At 64.0% G+C, this 16,556-nt stretch carries 14 protein-coding genes; 8 read left to right on the top strand and 6 right to left on the bottom strand.

The genetic code is table 11. The annotated features are described in order from the left end of the window. Window positions 1-186 precede the first annotated feature (186 nt). Window positions 187-627 carry a DUF1489 family protein gene (locus tag UP06_RS34080; protein WP_045008082.1) on the top strand — a complete coding sequence of 147 codons (441 nt, stop codon included), beginning with the start codon at window positions 187-189 and terminating at the stop codon, window positions 625-627. On the opposite strand, the gene panC is transcribed toward UP06_RS34080, so the two are convergent. Then, window positions 624-1,475, bottom strand: coding sequence for a pantoate--beta-alanine ligase (gene panC, locus UP06_RS34075; protein ID WP_045008081.1), 852 nt, complete (start codon window positions 1,473-1,475; stop codon window positions 624-626). The genes UP06_RS34080 and panC overlap by 4 nt on opposite strands. 274 nt (window positions 1,476-1,749) lie before the next feature. On the opposite strand from panC, the gene UP06_RS34070 reads away from it, so the two are divergent. The 3 genes from UP06_RS34070 to UP06_RS34060 all read left to right on the top strand — a co-directional run bounded on the left by UP06_RS34070 (window position 1,750) and on the right by UP06_RS34060 (window position 4,765). Continuing rightward, window positions 1,750-2,673, top strand: coding sequence for a division plane positioning ATPase MipZ (locus UP06_RS34070; protein WP_045008080.1), 924 nt, complete (start codon window positions 1,750-1,752; stop codon window positions 2,671-2,673). A gap of 348 nt (window positions 2,674-3,021) precedes the next feature. After that, on the top strand, window positions 3,022-3,882 hold the full coding sequence (locus UP06_RS34065; protein ID WP_045008079.1) for an alpha/beta fold hydrolase: 861 nt from the start codon (window positions 3,022-3,024) through the stop codon (window positions 3,880-3,882). Window positions 3,883-4,009: 127 nt separating this feature from the next. Continuing rightward, a complete protein-coding gene (locus tag UP06_RS34060) occupies window positions 4,010-4,765 on the top strand; it encodes a vWA domain-containing protein (RefSeq protein WP_045008078.1) in 756 nt (251 codons plus the stop codon). Between the two features lie 4 nt (window positions 4,766-4,769). Here UP06_RS34060 and UP06_RS34055 read toward each other — a convergent pair whose 3' ends face one another. After that, the gene (locus tag UP06_RS34055) at window positions 4,770-5,204 is read right to left on the bottom strand and encodes a DUF302 domain-containing protein (protein WP_045008077.1); all 435 of its coding nucleotides are present in this window, start codon (window positions 5,202-5,204) and stop codon (window positions 4,770-4,772) included. Between the two features lie 127 nt (window positions 5,205-5,331). Between UP06_RS34055 and UP06_RS34050 the strand changes: the two genes are divergently transcribed. Continuing rightward, window positions 5,332-6,057, top strand: coding sequence for a DnaJ domain-containing protein (locus UP06_RS34050; RefSeq protein WP_045008076.1), 726 nt, complete (start codon window positions 5,332-5,334; stop codon window positions 6,055-6,057). Between the two features lie 226 nt (window positions 6,058-6,283). Here the strand turns inward: UP06_RS34050 and UP06_RS34045 are convergent, their stop codons facing one another. Beyond that, on the bottom strand, window positions 6,284-8,104 hold the full coding sequence (locus UP06_RS34045) for a D-alanyl-D-alanine carboxypeptidase (protein ID WP_045008075.1): 1,821 nt from the start codon (window positions 8,102-8,104) through the stop codon (window positions 6,284-6,286). Window positions 8,105-8,491: 387 nt separating this feature from the next. On the opposite strand from UP06_RS34045, the gene UP06_RS34040 reads away from it, so the two are divergent. Continuing rightward, the gene (locus tag UP06_RS34040) at window positions 8,492-8,830 is read left to right on the top strand and encodes a phasin family protein (RefSeq protein ID WP_045008074.1); all 339 of its coding nucleotides are present in this window, start codon (window positions 8,492-8,494) and stop codon (window positions 8,828-8,830) included. A gap of 76 nt (window positions 8,831-8,906) precedes the next feature. On the opposite strand, the gene UP06_RS34035 is transcribed toward UP06_RS34040, so the two are convergent. Then, window positions 8,907-10,790 (bottom strand): TadE/TadG family type IV pilus assembly protein, encoded by a 1,884-nt coding sequence (locus UP06_RS34035; RefSeq protein ID WP_045008764.1) that lies wholly within the window; start codon window positions 10,788-10,790, stop codon window positions 8,907-8,909. Window positions 10,791-11,275: 485 nt separating this feature from the next. Between UP06_RS34035 and clpS the strand changes: the two genes are divergently transcribed. After that, window positions 11,276-11,608 (top strand): ATP-dependent Clp protease adapter ClpS, encoded by a 333-nt coding sequence (clpS, locus tag UP06_RS34030; RefSeq protein ID WP_014494655.1) that lies wholly within the window; start codon window positions 11,276-11,278, stop codon window positions 11,606-11,608. A gap of 306 nt (window positions 11,609-11,914) precedes the next feature. Beyond that, the gene (gene clpA / locus UP06_RS34025) at window positions 11,915-14,320 is read left to right on the top strand and encodes an ATP-dependent Clp protease ATP-binding subunit ClpA (protein WP_045008073.1); all 2,406 of its coding nucleotides are present in this window, start codon (window positions 11,915-11,917) and stop codon (window positions 14,318-14,320) included. 80 nt (window positions 14,321-14,400) lie between these two features. Here the strand turns inward: clpA and UP06_RS34020 are convergent, their stop codons facing one another. Beyond that, window positions 14,401-14,850, bottom strand: coding sequence for a PEGA domain-containing protein (locus tag UP06_RS34020; RefSeq protein WP_045008072.1), 450 nt, complete (start codon window positions 14,848-14,850; stop codon window positions 14,401-14,403). Window positions 14,851-14,977: 127 nt separating this feature from the next. Then, on the bottom strand, window positions 14,978-16,399 hold the full coding sequence (locus UP06_RS34015; protein ID WP_045008071.1) for an MFS transporter: 1,422 nt from the start codon (window positions 16,397-16,399) through the stop codon (window positions 14,978-14,980). Window positions 16,400-16,556: the final 157 nt, after the last annotated feature.

Genomic DNA, 16,556 nt, shown 5'->3' with positions numbered 1-16,556 from the left:
GCGACATCGGCGCAGGCCGCCGCGCCTGCGGCTCCGGCTGCGAAGAAGCCGCCGGCTCCGAAGGCCGCGCGCGCGCCGGCAGCCGCGCCGGTTCCGCTCGCGCCGCCGCCGGGCTCGGCTCCCGCGGCTGCGGATAACGAGTAGATCGGCTTTGAAAACCCGCGGCCGGCCCGCTAATGCTGGAGCATGCCACTTCATCTGATCAAGCTTGCCGTCGGCTGCGACTCCGTCAAGGAATTGAAGGGGTGGATCGCCGAACGGATGCAGACGGCCAAGAAAAAGGGCCTGCCGCAACACCACATCCACATCACCCGCATGGTGCCCAAGCGCGACGCCGAGATACTCTCGGGCGGCTCGCTCTATTGGGTCATCAAGGGCGAGGTCGCCGCCCGCGAAAAGATCATCGGCATCGAGCCGTTCCGCGACAAGGACGGTATCGGCCGCTGCCGGATCGTGATGCAGCCGAAGGTGATCTCGGTGTCGCCGCGGCCGATGCGCCCGTTCCAGGGCTGGCGCTATCTCGCCGACGATTCCGTGCCGGCCGATCTTGGCAAGTCTGCCGCCGGAACCATCGCGGCGATGCCGGAGCCGATGCGGCGCGAGCTGCGCGATCTCGGATTGCTCTAGACCGCGATATTGTCGATCAGCCGCGTCGTGCCGAGCTTGGCCGCGACCAGGATCCGCAAGGGGCCGTCCTTGCGTGATGTGACCGGCGCGAGCGTCTCGGCGTGGCGGACCTCGAAATAGTCGAGCGCAAAGTCGGCCGCAGTGATCATCTCGGCGCCGCGCGCCATCGCGGGCGCGATCGATTCGCCGGCCTGGATCCGCCTGGCGCTGTCCTTCATGGCGCGGTAGAGCGTCGTTGCGGTCTGCCGCTCCTCCGGCGAGAGATAGACGTTGCGCGAGGACATCGCGAGCCCGTCGCGCTCGCGCACGGTGCGGGAACCGATCACCTTGACGCCGAGGTCGAGGTCGCGCGCCATCTGCGCCACCACCCGCAACTGCTGAAAGTCCTTCTCGCCGAAGATCGCGACATCCGGCCGGCATTGCGTGAACAGCTTGCCGACCACGGTGGCGACGCCGCCGAAGAAGTGCGGCCGGAAGCGATCCTCGAGGCCGGCCAGCGCCGGTCCCTCCGGCACGATGCGGGTCGCAAAGCCCTCCGGATACATCGCCTCGACGCCGGGGTGCCAGACGATGTCGACGTCTTCGGCGGCGAGCTTGGCGATATCGGCCTTCCAGGTGCGCGGATAGGCGCCGAAATCCTCGGTCGGCGCGAACTGAGTCGGGTTCACGAAGATCGAGACGACGACACGGCTCGCGCGCCGCTTGGCCAGGCGCACTAGCGACACATGGCCGTCATGGAGTGCCCCCATGGTCGGCACCAGCGCGACCGTGGCTTTTCGCTTGCGGAGATTGTCGACGGCGCGCCGCAGGGCGGGCACCGTGCGGGCGATCAAGGGGCTTCGTGACATCAGGACTCAGGGATGGTTGGGGGGTGGGCGCGGCTTGTCCCGCAGCCGGCTAACCTTAACAAGCGGCGGTCGTGGACGCCATGCATCGACATGCGGCACAGCATCCCCCGCAGCGAGGATGTCGCGCCATTGTGGGCTGAATCACAGACGCGACATGGCGACACAATTCATGATGAAGAATGACGCACAGTGATTTCGTCATCCTGTCACGCATTTCACTTGACCGCAGACGCGGCCAACTCGAAGATATTGTTTAGGGGTGTTGAGGATCGCCATGCTTGTGCAGGCTAGCCAAAGCCAATCCGGCTCGGCGCATGTCGTTGTGCTCGGCAATGAGAAGGGCGGCTCCGGCAAATCGACGACCGCCCTGCACATCGCGGTTGCGCTGCTGAAGGCCGGCCAGCGCGTCGCCACCATCGATCTCGACTGCCGCCAGCAGAGCTTCACCCATTACATCAACAACCGTTCCGCCTGGGCGCGCCGCACCAAGCTCGACCTCGAGCTGCCGGTGCATCGCTGCATCAAGCTCGGCGAGACCATGCAGATCGCCGAGAACGAGAATTCCGAGTTCCAGCAGTTCATGGAGGCGGTCTCGGCGGTCGAGAGCAGTTTCGACTTCATCGTCATCGATACGCCCGGCACCGACAGCTACCTGATGCGGCTCGCGCATTCGATGGCCGACACGCTGGTCACGCCGATCAACGACAGCTTCCTCGATTTCGACGTGCTCGGCACCGTCGATCCCGCCAATTACGCGGTGACGGGGGAAAGCCATTATGCCGAGATGGTGCGCGACACCCGCCGCAAGCGCCGCCAGCTCGATGGCTCGAGCACCGACTGGATCGTGGTGCGCAACCGCCTGTCGATGCTCGGCTCCCGCAACAAGCAGCTCGTCGCCGACGGCTTGAAGGATTTGTCGCTGCGGCTCGGCTTCCGCTACGTCGACGGCTTTGCCGAGCGCGTCGTCTACCGCGAGTTCTTCCCGCGCGGCCTGACCGCGCTCGACGAGATCGACGAGGCGACGCTCGGCATGCGACCCAATCTCGGCCATCTGACCGCGCGGGAGGAGGTGACGAGCCTGCTGCGCCAGCTCAAGCTGCCGCTCGACGAGCGTGGCCGCCGCCGTGCGGCCAACCGGGCCGAGTGGTTCAGCCAGGTCGACAAGCCGCTTGAGGTCCACGACATCCTCGGGGCCTAGGCGCTGGCGGTACGCCGCTACTTCTGGGTGATCAGCGTTGTCGGTTCCCGCCGGAACCGAGCGCGCGCAAAGCCGTTTTCATCCTGCGTTTACCGCGAAATTGAACCCGATCGAGACGAGTTGCGTCGGATGGTGACCTGCACCTTGACGTAGCGGTATGAGGACGGGGTGCCCAAGAAACGTGTGCGTCGCACAATGAAAGGGCTGCTAGTTCACAATATTTGGCCTTTCTGTCACGCGGCTGTGACGTATATTAGGGAATAGGCGCGAGGGAGCCAAAGAGCTCCCCGAACAAACACGGTTTCGACAGGGACTTCAGGTGAGACAAGCCTGAGGCTGAGGACGAAAATGAAGCGTGGAATTGCCGTTCTGGTTTGTGTCAGTGCCCTCTGCGGCGTCGCCTATTTCACGGCGAGCAAGTGGGCGATCAGGCATGAGACCATCACCTTCTACGATCCGTCGCGTGACAATCGTCCCGTGCCTGTCGATATCGCGATCCGCCGCGACAAGGAAATGCAGGCCAATGCCGGCATGATCACGATGCCGGTCGCAGTGATCAATCACGGCAATACGGTCAAGAACACGGAGTACGGCTTCCTCGCCAACGTGTTTGCAGCGCGCGGCTATCTCGTGGTCAGCCCGCAGCATGATTTGCCGACCGATCCTCCGATGGTGACCAAGCCCGGCGAGCTTTATGTCGGCCGGCTGCCGCAGATCCTGCGCGGCGTTGCCAACATCCATCTCGCCATGCAGGAGATGAAGAAGGTTCAGCCCAATGCCGATTACGAGCGGGTGACGATGGTCGGCCATTCCATGGGCGGCGACATCACCATGTACTTCGCCAAGCAATATCCGGACGAGGTCAAGAAGGTCGTGACGCTGGATAATCTCCGCGTGCCTTTCGTGACCGCCGGCAAGTTCAAGATCCTGTCGTTCCGCTCCAAGGATCCGCAGTTCAAGACCGATCCGGGCGTGATCCCGACCGACGAGGAGTGCGAGAAGGCCGGCATCCAGGTCGTGAAGACGGACTTCCAGCATAACGACATGCGCGATACCGGTCCGGATCAGGCCAAGAACTCGATCCAGGGCATGCTCGATAAATTCCTGAGCGACACTGACAGCTCGATAGCGCCGGTCGACACCACGTCGTCCCCGCCAAAGATACTTGAGCCCGGTCCGGTTGCCCTGATGGCGCCCGCCAAGAGCTAAACGCCCCCGCCATAGCCGAAAACAAGTTTCAAAAGCCTCCGCCGGTATCCGCCTGCGGAGGCTTTGCACATTGACCGGGCAGGGTGCGCTATCCACATTGGTTGCTTGAGACCAAGTGCGATCCCGGATGTCCAACGAACCAGTCAAACCGCGCAACAGTGATGCCGTGTCGGCGAAGGCCGACAGCGACCGCGCGCTGCCGCAGGCAAAAACCTCGACCTCGGAGGACGTCGCCGCCTTCGTTGCCAAGGCGCGTGCGTTATCGCCCCATGCGCCCGGCGCGAAGGGGCGGCTGATCTTTGCGCTGGACGCGACCATGAGCCGGCAGCCGACCTGGGATATGGCCTGCGCGCTTCAGGCAGACATGTTCCGAGAGGCCGCGGTGCTCGGCAGCCTCGACATCCGGCTCGTCTACTATCGCGGCTACGATGAATGCCGTGCCAGCGGGTGGATCTCCGACAGCGGCAGGCTTGCGACGCTGATGAGCAAGATCGATTGCCGTGGTGGCGACACCCAGATCGGCAAGGTGCTGACCGAGGCGCGGCGCGAAGCGGTTGCATCCGGCGTGCGCGCCGTGGTCTTCGTCGGCGATGCGATGGAAGAAAAGGTCGACGAGCTCTGCGCCAAGGCCGGCGAGCTCGGCATGCTCAAGGTGCCGGTGTTCCTGTTTCAGGAAGGCGACGATGCCGTGGCCGAGCAGGCGTTTCGCGAGATCGCACGCCTGACCGGTGGCGCCTGGTGCCGGTTCGATCCCGGTGCGGCGGCGCAGTTGCGCGATCTCTTGCGCGCGGCGGCGGCCTACGCTGCCGGCGGCCGCGAGGCGCTGTTGAAATTGTCAAAGGCGACGAGCGGCGCGGCGAAGCTGATCGGCCAGATGAAGTAGCGGCTTAAGCGGGCGCGGCCTGCGATGGAGGCGACGCGGACGGAGGCGCCGTCGCCGCCTTCGTCACGGCCGCAAGCAGCGCCGACATATTGCCAAGCACGGCCATGTCGGCCGGTACTCCGTGGCGCGCCGCAAGCCATGCCGGATCATTGTACGATAACCAGGTGGCGCCGGCAGCATCCTGCCAGACCAGGGCCTTGAGCGGCAGGTCGATGCCGATGGACTGGACTGACTGCATCAGGGGCGTCCCGGCCTTGGCGTTGCCGAAGATCAGGACTTCCGTCGGCCGCAGTGAAAGGCCAGCCTCCGCCGCACCCGCGGCGTGATCGATCCGGGCGAAGATGCGCAGGCCCTTCGTTGTCAGCTCGGCCTCGAGCCGGTCCATGGTTTCCCGAGACCCGTACGGGCTTGCAAGCGTCACCAGTCCATCCGCGCCCATGTCGTAATTCCGTTCCGGTCGTAGCGCCCCGGACTATCGGACGAACATTCGTCTCGTGTCATCCGCCAATTGCGAACGCGGGAAAGGACGCCATGCTTTTTGACAATAGGGCGACTATATTCACGCCATGACTCTGATCGCCGGCGTTGTCGCAATTATCACCCTGTATCTGCTGCTCCAGATGTTCCGCGCAGCCAATCCGGCGGTGCTGGCGCGCACCATCAAGGTCGGCGGCGGCGTGGTGGCGCTCGCGGTTGCAGCCTTCACCGGCTTGAGGGGCGAACTGGCGGTTGCGATCCCGCTCGGGATATTCGGCGCCGGCCTGCTTGGCTGGACGCCGCTGGCGAATGCGGGCTTCGGCAATCTCGGTGGGCTGTTCGGCGGTGGCGCAACGCGCCCGTCCGGCAAGACCTCGCGGGTGCGCTCGCAGTTCCTGGACATGCGGCTCGACCACGATTCTGGCCAACTCACAGGCCAGCTCGTTGCCGGACCCCACGCCGGCCGCGGTCTCGATGAGTTCGATCTGGCTGGCCTGCTGGCGATGGTCCCGGCGTTTGACGCCGAGAGCGTGGCCTTACTTGAAAGCTATCTGGACCGCAGGTTTCCCGCTTGGCGTCAGAACGCGCAAGGCAACGCGGCAGGGGGGCAGCGCCGCACGGTGGCGAGCGGCAAAATGACGGCGGAGGAGGCCTATCAGATCCTTGGCTTGCAGCCGGGGGCGGGGCGTGACGACATCGGCCGGGCTCACAAGTCCCTGATGAAGAAACTGCATCCCGACCAGGGGGGCTCGACGTATCTCGCTGCCCGTGTAAACGAGGCCAAGGATACTCTGCTTCGTACGCATAACGGCTAACTCCGGCACCACGCTACAAACGCCCGTACCGCGTGAGCTCCGCATGCTCTGTTTGCCGTCGCCCCGATGCCCGCCATTGTCGGCGTGGTCAATCCCTTGAGCAGAAATTTAACCGTAAATTGTTGACGAGAGGTTGTCGCGGAACTGACTTTGCGTCACCGCGCCTCCCAAAACAAAAATGCCCGCGGCTGGGCGCGGGCATTTTGTTCGGAAACGGTGGAGAAGATCAGTTGCGGACGGTGATGCAGGAGATGTCGGCGCGCTTCAGGGCGCGGCAGACGGCTTCGGCCTGGTCCCGCTCGAGCCCGGCGAAGCGGGCGCGGTAGAGTTTGCGATTGTCCTTGGCGACGACCGGTTCGGTGAACGGGTCGGCCTTGCTGAGCAGGCCGCGGGCCGAGCTGCGCGCGGCGTCGATGCGCTGCTGGGCTTCATTCTCGCTCTCCAGCGCGCCGACCTGGACGATCCAGCCGCTGTGGGTGACGACCGGCCTGGTGGTGGCGCTCATCTGGATTGGCTGCGGCGACGGATCGGCGGAGGCGAGCTTCGCGGCCATCGGAGCGGGCGCGGCAGCGGTTGCTGACGGCAGCACGCCGAGAATGCCGTTGCCGGTGCCGAAGCCCGCCGGCTGCTGCGGCAGCTCGGTACGGGCGACCTCGGCCCTGGCGGGCTCTGGCTTGCTGTTGATGGTGTCGGCCTTGGCGACGAGAGCGCCGGAGGTCTCCGCGACCTCGTTGCGGGGCGTAATCGCGTTGGTGACCTGCGGTGCGACTTGCGTCGGGGCGGCAGACGCGACCTTCACGGTGCCGGCTTTGACCTGAACCGTTTTGACCCGGACCGGCTTCATCGGCTCGGACGAACCCGGAATGAGGGAGAGCGGCTGGCTCGAGATCACGCCATTGGTGAGCGGCGCGGGCTCAATCTTGGACTCCGTGGGCTTGGCTTCAGGCTTGGGCAGGGGGGGCGGCATCGCGGCAGTCGCAGCCGCAAGCGCCGAGAGGCGCGAGGCGGGACGCGGCGCGGGTGCCTCGGGCGCAGTGGCGGCTGCAGCCTGGACCTGCGGAGCGGGGCGGGCCGGAGTGTCGGAGGCATCAGCGACATCGGTGCTGGCGTCTGCGCCGTTACGCTCGGTGACCGCCACGACCGTATGAGTGGTCGCGGCCTTCTCGAGATTCTCCGCGAGCAGATTGCGCATGATGGCGTCGCGCGAGCCGCCGCTGCGGCCGCCGAGCACCACGCCGATCAGGTGGCGGTTGCCGCGGCGCATCGACGTCACGAGGTTGAAGCCGGAGGCGCGGGTGTAGCCGGTCTTGATGCCGTCCACGCCCTCGACGCTGCCGAGCAGATGATTGTGGTTCCGGATCGACTGTCCGCGCCAATTGAACGTGGAGGTCGAGAAATAGCGATAGTAGCGCGGGAAGCGCTCCTGGATGGCGCGGCCGAGCGTGGCCTGGTCGCGCGCGGTCGTGACCTGCTCGTCGTTGGGAAGGCCGTTGGCGTTGCGGTAGACCGTCTTGGACATGCCGAGCGCGCGCGCCTTGCGCGTCATCATCTGCGCGAAATCGTCCTCGTCGCCGCCGATCGCTTCCGCGATCACAACGGCGGCGTCGTTGGCCGAGCGGGTGACGAGGCCCTTGATCGCGTCCTCGACGCGAATGGTCTGGCCGGCACGCAGGTTCAGCTTGGTCGGATCCTGGTCGGCGGCGTGCTGCGACACCGGCATCTCGGTGTCGAGCTTCATCTTGCCGGACTCGAGGCGCTCGAACAGCAGATAGAGCGTCATGATCTTGGTGAGCGAGGCGGGATGGCGGAGCCCGTCGGGGCTGGTCGACTGGAGCACCGAGCCGGAATTGCCGTCGACGATGATCGACGCGAATTGCGGGCTGTAGCTCTCGGAGACATCACGCTGCACCCGGTGGTGCGCATAATGCCGCCGATAGCGCCGCGCATCGGCGGCCTCGGTCGTGAAGATGACGGCTGTCGTGACCGTCAGAAGCCCAAAAACGCCAACCCGCGCCAAGCGCGAGGAAGACCAGTTGTTACGAAGCATGAAACCCCGTCCCCGTTTGTGACTTGATCACCGGCTCGTGAGGCGAAATTGTGCCCTGCGGACCCGGGATCATTACCTGCTCAGGCTGTCCCTCCGCCGTTGCTCGCTGCGGGGGACGTTGGGCCTGAGCCGCTGTTCTGGCTAAGGTGATGTTCTCAAACGGCTTTTGACCGCCTGCGGAAGGTGAATACGTCCAGGGAATCAGGGTAGGGGCCCGGGGTTTCCAAAAGCTTAAGGAACCATTGCAGGAAAGCCCGGGAATCTCCGTAACTTGCATCTATTTTTGTGCGTCGCACAAGATTCTTGACTTTTTTGTGCGCTGCACTAATTGTGGGCAGAGTCAGGGAGCCGGGCTTCCGGACCAAAGCCAGGGAAAAGGATTCCAAAATGTTCAAGGTTGAAGACTTTCAGAACTACGGGAAAGAGCACTTCGAGACCTACGTTGCTTCCGCGACCTCGGTGCAGCACGGCCTCCAGGCGATCGCCAGCGCATACGGCGACTACACCAAGAAGTCGTTCGAAGACACCAAGTCCTTTGTCGAGAAGCTTTCCGGCGTGAAGTCGCTGGACAAGGCGCTGGAAGCGCAGACCGATTTCGCCCGCTCCGCCTACGAGAGCTTCGTCGCGGAATCGCAGAAGATCGCCGGCCTCTACAGCGATCTCGCCAAGCAGGCGTTCAAGCCGGTCGAGACCGCCGTGTCGAAGTTCACCCCGGCCGCCAACTAATTTTTCCGGAAGTCCTGGAATCAAAAAGCCCGGCTGGTTCAGCCGGGCTTTTTTTTGTTCGGGGGCGATTGATCCGTCAGCGTGCCACGCGCAGCTTGCTCAGCGCGGTACCGATCGTATTGAACGTCGTGACGATCTCGCTCGAGCTCGTCAGCATGAAGAACTTGTCGGAGCTGCTCGCACAGTTCTGCAGCACCGTGGACGTCGCATCCGCGGGCGATGAGGTGTTCACCTGGATGGTGTAGATCGTGTACATCGTCTGGCCCTTGGAATCCTTGGCGGCCTTCAGGTTGCTGCACATCAGCGCCTGCCGGACGTCGATCGGATTGCCCGACGCTTGCGAACTGCCGTTGCCGTATTCGGGCCAGCGATCTTCGGTATTGAGGCCGTCGGACAGCAGGATGATGACCCTGTTGTAGGTCGTGTTGGCGTCCTCAGCTGGTGTATTCAGCGGGCCGCCAACCAGCAGCGACTGCCAGGCCCAGGCCAATCCGACCCCCTGATTGGTGCCGCCTGTCGGCTGCATCGCGTTGACGGCTGTCTTGAGCGTGCTCCAGTTGTAGCTCAGGGGAATGATCGGCTCGAGCTGCGTCGAGGCGCTGCTGCTGCAATAGGACGCGCTGTTCTCGTAATACTCGTTGGCAGGGAACAGCGTCGTGACGTCGGACGTCACGGGCAGCACACCGGTGGCGTCGTTCGGCTGGGTGCGGTCAGCGATGCAGCCCGTCCAGGTGTTGATCGGATTCGTCGAAGCCTGATTATAGGCGTTCACAACCGTTGGCGTGGTGTTCGTGGAGGTCCATTTGTTGTTTGTGAAGCCAACGACTGCGCTGACCCGAGGCTGGTTCAGATTGTGCGTCAGATCGTTCGGTCCGGGCTGCGTCCAGTTGTGGACATAGAGATTGCCGGTGCATGATCTGCCGCCGTTGCTGCCGGTGCAGGTGCAGCCAGAGACGGCATTGTTCGAGGAATCCTTGGGGCAGGCGCAGGACGAGGACCCCGAGCAGAAGACGCCGGTGCCGGCGGCCTCACTGGTCCAGCAGCCGTTGTAAAGAGTGTGGGAGTTGGCATCCACGCTTGGGCAAATATAGCCTGCGTAGGTGTTGCCAGTCGGAGGAATCGTCGAAACATTCGACTTGCTTGTTGGAGTGGCGTTGCAGGTGAAGCCACCGCTGCTGTTCGAGAACGGGCACTTCGCGCCGGGTCCAACGGCGTGCCAGTTCATCGGCAGCGTCGCCTGATAGCTGCCATTGGCGGGTTGCGTGGTGGGCGGATTGAGCCAATCCGTCCAGTCAATCCAGCTCTGGCCATAGTTGCTGGCGTCGACATTGACGTCCTTGGCGAAGGGGATGACCGAGATATAGACGTCGCCGTTGGTCTTGCTCAGTGCGCTGAGCTGCTCGATGAGGCCGCCGCTGCCGGCCACCGCATTTCTGAGCGCGGTGATCTTACCGTCCTGCGCCATCGATCCCGTGTTGTCGAGCGCCAGCGCCACGCGCATCTTGACGTTGCCCCAGGTCGTCGTCGACGCCGTATTGAAGCCGAGTGTCGGAAATCCTGCAATTTGCATGAAATCAGACGTGATGTGGCCGGTGCCGCTCAGAAGGATGGTCGCCGCTGTGCTCGCCGTCGCTGTCGTGTAGTTGGAGGTGATGGAGACGCCCTGCGCTTCCGTATCCGTATAGAGCCCCGTGAAATAGCTCTGTGCCTTCGAGCTGATGTCGGAGCTCGTGATCGTACCCTGCGTCAGATCCTTGGACAGCATCAGGGCGGTGGAATCGAGAGCGGCCTGCATCGCTGTGCGTGCCCGGGCTGCCCGGGTATAATCGACGGCGGCGCCGACGAAGCTCAAGATCGGGATCAGCGTGATGGCAAAGATGACCGCGATATTGCCTTGCTCGGCCCCCGCGAAACGGGCGAGCTTACGTCCAATGAGGCTGACAACGGGCAGGCGAAACATGACGATCCCCGACATCTGTGGTTTTGCCCGATTTAGCGCCATACCCATTGAACCGCGGGTAAACAGGACCGTAGAAAACCGGAGGGATCCCGCGCTAAACCGCCGCGGTCCCGCCCGTGTCAGGTTCTTGGTCAACACGTTCTAAACGGTCGGGGCGGAAATTTTTGTCAAATCAGTCCGGATTGATTAACCTTCGCCAGGATCGCCGGACCGGGAATCGGGGCCGCCGCGGCCGCATCGGCCGGACCTTCGCACGCTTGCGGCGAGCCGGGGGCGGGCCCATATTCCCTGCAATCGATCCGGCTTGGACCGGACCGGTTGGAAGCGGCGATCCAACAAGGCGGCGCGCCTGTGCGAGGCTCCCAAGTGCGGGGCGGCGCGGCGGACCGTTATTCGCTTCCGTGGGGAATTTGAACGCCTGAGCCATGCTGCAACTGACTTCCAGACTCGACCTGTCCGCGGCCGCCGCCGCCCACGCTCCCCGGATGAGCAACGACGAGAACCGTTCCGGCGGCCCGACGGGGCCGAACACGTCCGTGATCACCAAGGTCAAGCCGAAGACCAAGCGGCCCAACCTCTATCGTGTGCTGATCCTGAACGACGACTACACGCCGATGGAATTCGTCGTCCATGTGCTGGAGAAGTTCTTCCAGAAGGACATCGAGGCCGCGACCAAGATCATGCTGCATGTCCATCATCACGGTATCGGGGAGTGCGGCGTGTTCACCTACGAGATTGCCGAGACCAAGGTGACGCAGGTGATGGATTTCGCCCGCAAGCACCAGCATCCGCTGCAATGCGTGATGGAGAAGAAGTAAGACACCTCGCGGCGCGTTCGAAGCCGGCTCTTGGCATGTCGCAGTTCCTGGGCATGTCGCAGTGTGATCGTCGCGTGATGTCTGCGCGATGTCGGTTGCTTCCCGGCAAAACTACGGAAATCTGTACCGGCGTCAATCCCGCCCAAATCGGAACGGGTTTTGCATCGAAAATACCGTGGGGTGCGTACTCCCTTGAGTCGCGGAACCGGTCTTTCGCCGCGGCTTTGTATAACTATATGTGACAAAGGTTGTTGTTGCCTGACCGGGCGATGGCGATCATGATGGTGGGGGCCATAGAGGACGCGAATGCCGACTTTTTCTCAAAGCCTTGAACAATCCCTGCATCGTGCACTGGCGATCGCAAACGAGCGTCATCACCAATACGCGACGCTCGAGCATCTCCTGCTCTCTCTGATTGACGATTCCGATGCAGCCGCCGTCATGCGCGCCTGTAGCGTCGATCTCGACAAGCTCCGCACGAGCCTCGTCAATTATCTTGAGACCGAATTCGAGAATCTGGTGACGGACGGCGCCGACGACGCCAAGCCGACCGCCGGTTTCCAGCGCGTGATCCAGCGCGCAGTGATCCACGTGCAATCGTCCGGTCGCGAAGAGGTGACCGGCGCCAACGTGCTGATCGCGATCTTTGCCGAGCGCGAAAGTCATGCCGCGTATTTCCTGCAAGAGCAGGACATGACGCGCTACGACGCGGTCAACTACATCAGCCATGGTATCGCCAAGCGGCCCGGCGTCTCCGAGGCGCGGCCGGTGCGCGGCGTCGACGAGGAGACCGAAGCCAAGGGCAGCGAGGACGCCAAGAAGAAGGGCGAGGCGCTCGAGACCTATTGCGTCAACCTCAACAAGAAGGCGCGTGACGGCAAGATCGATCCGGTGATCGGACGCAATTCCGAGATCAACCGCGCGATCCAGGTGCTGTGCCGCCGGCAGAAGAACAATCCGCTGTTCGTGGGCGAGGCCGGTGTCGGCAAGACCGCGATCGCAGAGGGCCTCGCCAAGCGCATCGTCGACAGCGAGGTGCCGGAGGTTCTGGCGGCTGCGACCGTGTTCTCGCTCGACATGGGCACGCTGCTCGCCGGCACGCGCTATCGCGGTGACTTCGAGGAGCGCCTCAAGCAGGTGCTGAAGGAGCTTGAAGCGCATCCCAACGCCATCCTGTTCATCGACGAGATTCACACCGTGATCGGTGCGGGTGCGACGTCGGGCGGGGCGATGGATGCCTCGAACCTGCTCAAGCCGGCGCTCGCCTCGGGCACCATCCGCTGCATGGGCTCGACCACCTACAAGGAATACCGCCAGCACTTCGAGAAGGACCGCGCGCTGGTGCGGCGCTTCCAGAAGATCGACATCAACGAGCCGACGGTCGAGGACGCGATCGCGATCCTGAAGGGTCTCAAGCCGTACTTCGAGGACTACCACCGGTTGAAATATACCAACGAGGCGATCGAGGCCGCCGTCCAGCTCTCCTCGCGCTATATCCACGACCGCAAGCTGCCCGACAAGGCGATCGACGTGATCGACGAGTCCGGTGCGGCGCAGATGCTGGTCGCCGAGAACAAGCGCAAGAAGACCATCGGCATCAAGGAGATCGAAACCACGATCGCCTCGATGGCGCGGATCCCACCGAAGAGCGTGTCGAAGGACGATGCCGAGGTGCTCAAGCATCTTGAGCAGACCCTGAAGCGCACGGTGTTCGGTCAGGACAAGGCGATCGAGTCGTTGGCAGCCTCAATCAAGCTCGCCCGCGCGGGCCTGCGCGAGCCGGAGAAGCCGATCGGCTGCTACCTGTTCTCCGGTCCGACCGGCGTCGGCAAGACCGAAGTCGCAAAACAACTCGCAGCGTCGCTCGGCGTCGAGCTGTTGCGCTTCGACATGTCCGAATACATGGAGCGGCACACCGTGTCGCGCCTGATCGGCGCGCCTCCCGGCTATGTCGGCTTCGATCAGGGCGGTCTGCTGACCGACGGCGTCGACCAGCATCCGCATTGCGTGGTGCTGCTCGACGAAATCGAGAAGGCGCATCCCGACCTCTACAACGTGCTGCTCCAGATCATGGATCACGGCCGGCTCACCGACCACAACGGCAAGCAGGTTAATTTCCGCAACGTGATCCTGATCATGACCACGAATGCGGGTGCTTCGGATCTCGCCAAGCAGGCGTTCGGCTTCACCCGCTCCAAGCGGGAAGGCGACGACCACGAGGCGATCAACCGGCAGTTCGCGCCGGAATTCCGCAACCGCCTCGATGCCATCGTCTCGTTCAGCCATCTCAGCGTCGAGGTGATCGGTACGGTGGTGGAGAAGTTCGTGCTTCAGCTCGAGGCGCAGCTCGGCGACCGTGACGTCACCATCGAACTGTCCGAGCCTGCCAAGGTCTGGCTGGTCCAGCACGGCTATGATGAGCAGATGGGGGCGCGGCCGATGGCCCGCGTGATCCAGGAGCATATCAAGAAGCCGCTGGCCGACGAGGTGCTGTTCGGCAAGCTCAAGGGTGGTGGCCATGTCCGCGTCGTCCTGGTTAAGGACGAGGCCGACGAGACCAAGGAGAAGATCGGCTTCGAATTCGTCGAGGGCCCGGTCACGCCGAAGCAGGAAAAGCTGCCCGCCCGCAAGCGCCCGCCGGGCAAGCCCAAGCCGGGTGGCCCCGGCGGCTCCAAGGGGCCGACCTCGAAGGGCCCGCTGGTCAAGGCCTGATCCAGGCGCATCATGAATCGAAAAGGCCGGCTGAAGAGCCGGCCTTTTTGTTGACGCCGATGTCCGACCGCACAGCGGCCTTACGTACCCGCCTCGGGCGCGCGCGGCGGACGCGGCTTCTTCGGAGCGCGCGGTGCTGCGTGCGGGACGGACGGTTGCATCGTCACGATGACCGGATTCGGCTTGTGATCGGTTGCCGCACCTGTCGCCGCATCGACCCCCATGCCGATGACACCGCCTAACAAAAGATTGCCTGCAAAGCCGGCGGCCCCGGAGGTCGGGATGTCTCGGCTGAGCGGTACGATCTGCGGGTCATAGCCTTCCTTCTGGAAGGTGATGGAGATGTCGGCGTTCCGCTTGATGACCACGGAGCAAGGCGTCGTGCAGGTGGTCGGAACCTCCATTCCGCTGACAACGGCTTCAACGCCAGACGGTGTCGATGCAATGCTGATATTCTCGGTCGTCCCGCGCGTGACAGACGCGCAGCCGCCCAGCATGACGCTGAGCGCCACAATTCCAATTGAACGCATGAAATGCCCCTTGCCCGATGCCAGTGAAGCGCAACCGGAGCGCGAGTGCAATAGTTCGTGCGTCAGATAGTTAAGCCGTGCACGGGTTGCATGGAGGGAGAGGCAGTGACCTTTGCGTGGGCTCGCGCTACTCGCCCCGCAGGCGCTGGTCGTCCTGCACGCGGACATGTTCGGCGCCGCGCGCGCCCGCAGGCGACAGCCGCAGCATGCTCAGTATCGCGCCGCAGAGCGCAAATCCAACGCCGGTGAGGAGCGCGATTCGGGTGCCATCGATCGGATAGCGGCCGAGGAACAGCGCCACCAGCGCCGCGCCCGTGGTCTGGCCGAGCAGCCGCGCTGTGCCCAGCATGCCGCTGGCGCCACCCGAGCGCTCGCGCGGCGCGGCGGCGATCATGGTGCGGTTGTTCGGCGTCTGGAACAGGCCGAAGCCGGCGCCGGCCAGCGCCATCCGCCAGATGATGTCGAGCGGTGTCGGAGTTGCGGGCAGGTAGGCGAGCGCGCCGAGACCACAGGCGAACAGCGTAAGCCCGATGCCGCCGAGCAGGCCGGCCGGATAATGCTCGACCAGACGGCCGGCGAGGGGCGCTGCGAAGGCCACCGCAATCGGCCATGGTGTGATCAAGAGGCCCATATGCACGGCCGAATAGCCAAACCGGCTCTGGAGATAGAAGGGGATCGCAACGAAGGCCAGCATCTGTCCGCAGAACGAGGCGATCGAGGTCGCAATCGACAGCCCGAACACCGGAATGCGCAACAGGTCGACCGGCAGTAGCGGCGATGCCATGTGGGTTTCGCGGTAGATCAGCAATCCGCCGGCGACAACGGCGATGGCGAACTGGACGAGCCAGGTGATCGGTGCCTCGCCGTGACCGACACTGTCGATCGCGGCGATGCCGACGCCAAAGGTGATCGCGGAGAGACCCGCGCTCTGCCAGTCGAAGGAATGGCTCGCGGGCGTCGTGTGCGGCAGGCTGCGCCAGCCGAGCGCCAGCGTCACCACGCCGAGTGGAACGTTGATGGCGAACAGCCAGGGCCAGCTTCCGACCGCAAGGATGCCGGCGGCGATCGTCGGGCCGATTGCGGCGGAGAAGGCGACGACGAGCGCGTTGAGCCCGATGCCGCGGCCGAGCAGGCTGCGCGGATAGGTGAAGCGGACCAGCGCCGAGTTGACGCTCATGATGCCGGCCGCGCCGAACCCTTGCAGGATGCGCGCGATCGTGAGCAGCGGCAGCGTATGCGCCAGCGCACAGAACGCGGATGCGAGCGTGAACAGCACCAGCCCGACCAGGTACACACGGCGATAGCCGACGATCTCGCCGAGCGAAGCCAGCGGCAGCAGCGAGATCGTGATCGCGAGCTGGTAGCCGTTGACGATCCAGATCGAGAAGGCCGGACTCGCATCGAGGTCGGCCGCGATCGTCGGCAGCGCCACATTGGCAATCGCGCTGTCGACGACGGCCATGATGATGCCGAGTGCAATGGTCAGGACCGCCTGGTTGCGCTGGGGCTGTGGCAGGCCGTCGGCATGTTCGATCGGGACAGACGACATGGTGGAGGCTTGCTTGATTCGAGCCGTGATTGATCCCCGGATTAGGAAATTGCGAGATGCATCGCAACCCGGCAGGACACGGGCGGTTCCTGTGTCGGGAGGGGGGCCCCGGCGCCACAGGCATGGGTCGGGACGGCTCTCGCGGCCTCACCAGCGC

The organism is Bradyrhizobium sp. LTSP857 (assembly GCF_000938285.1).
GTDB lineage: Bacteria > Pseudomonadota > Alphaproteobacteria > Rhizobiales > Xanthobacteraceae > Bradyrhizobium.
This window is presented reverse-complemented; position numbering and strand designations above follow the sequence as displayed.